Origin of the sequence: Nocardioides sp. CF8 (assembly GCF_000389985.1) — a bacterium.
GTDB lineage: Bacteria > Actinomycetota > Actinomycetes > Propionibacteriales > Nocardioidaceae > Nocardioides > Nocardioides allogilvus.
Window position 1 is genome coordinate 4206889 of the sequence record NZ_CM001852.1, and the last position, 1479, is coordinate 4208367.

Here is a 1479-nt window from a genome sequence, read left to right on the forward strand (position 1 = left end):
GAGCCTCCACGAAACCCGGGGCGATTCAAGTCGCGTAGGTGGTCTTGGTGTGGATTGGACTTGCTGCACCGCTCTTGAAGATCTCCACCTTGTACTTTTCAGCCGCGACCCCAGGCGTCCAGCTGAACGTCGGCACAGCCACCGTCACTCCGCCCATGGGACTCAAGCCGGAGAAGTACACCGGATCCCAAGTGAATCTTTGGGTCGGCGAGTAAATGCCCTGGATCCCGTCGAAGAAGCCGATGTCATTGAATGGTGCGTCCATGGGGCGCACTCGCCAGAACATCTGGCTGCCTTCCTGGACGAGACAATCCTCTTCCGAACCACGGCTCATGCTGGTGTCGGAATAGACGGCGTTGCCCGGGGTGTACGTGGTTCCGGCAATCCGGCACGACGCGAAGGTCGAGAAGTTCGCGTCGGTGCTCACGTCGAGCTGGTAGTGGCTCGCGTGTTGGACCGGAGTCCACTGGAAGTAAGGCGCCGGCGTGGTGATGATCTTGTTCGGCAGTGCAAAGGGATCGTGGTTGACAGTGTCGGGTGTCGTGGTGAACCCGTCCTGCATCGGAAACACGGGCCACGGCCGGTCCGGCCATTGTCGCTTGAAATTGAACTGCGATTCGGCCCACGGCGTTGCCGTACCGCCCAGATCGATGGCGCGCACGCGCCAGTAGTACTGGTCGTTGTTGTAGCCCTTCGCTGGGGAATACTTGGTTCCGAGGATCCCGATTCGCGTCTCGGTGATGTTGGTAAAGGTCTCGTTGTTTGCGACCTGAACCTCGTAGGACTTCGCTCCGGGCACCGGCTTCCAGTCCAGCACCACATCTTCGATCTGGGTGTTGGCGTCGTTCGCGGGGGAGATGAGCGTGGGGACATCAATCGGCAGGATCTGAAACGTGCGCGCACTCGAGGGCTCGGACACCAGTCCAGTGCCGCGGGAGGCCTTGACGCGCCAATGCCAGGTGCCTGCGCCGAGAGGGTCGGGAACGACGAGCGACGTCGTCTTGGTGGTGTAGGAGCCGGCCCCGATGAAGTCCACGTCGCGGTCCACCTCGACGATGTATTCGGTGGCGCCGTGCACAGCACCCCACGTCAGCAGGGGAGGGTCTTCTGGTTGCTTGAGCGGTTCACCGTTTGCAGGAGAGACCGCTTGCGGTACGCCTACCGGCCCTGGGTCGAAGGTGCTGGTGGACCAGTCGGATGCCTCCGAGCCAGCGAAGGCACGCACACGCCAATGGTTGGTTCCGGTGCGGAGATTGGTGGTTGGCACCACCGTGTTGTTCGCGGTGCGGGACGTGAACTCGGGTGAGGAGAAATCGCCGTTGTTGTCGATCACGACCTCATAGGTGAGGGCGCTCGGCACTCGCGTCCAGGTCATGACCGTGGTCGTGCCGTTGGGTTGTGAGGCTGCCAGGTCCGTCGGAGCTGAAGGGGCGGCGGACGCCATCGGGACTAGCTGTGATGTCCAGGCACGTTGGTCAG

General features: G+C 62.1%; 1 protein-coding gene. It reads right to left on the reverse strand.

Annotated elements, in window-relative coordinates; all coding sequences use genetic code 11:
- Positions 1-25: 25 nt before the first annotated feature.
- Positions 26-1479: fibronectin type III domain-containing protein (locus CF8_RS20455; RefSeq protein WP_232211551.1), on the reverse strand; the 1454-nt coding region annotated here is incomplete at its 5' end.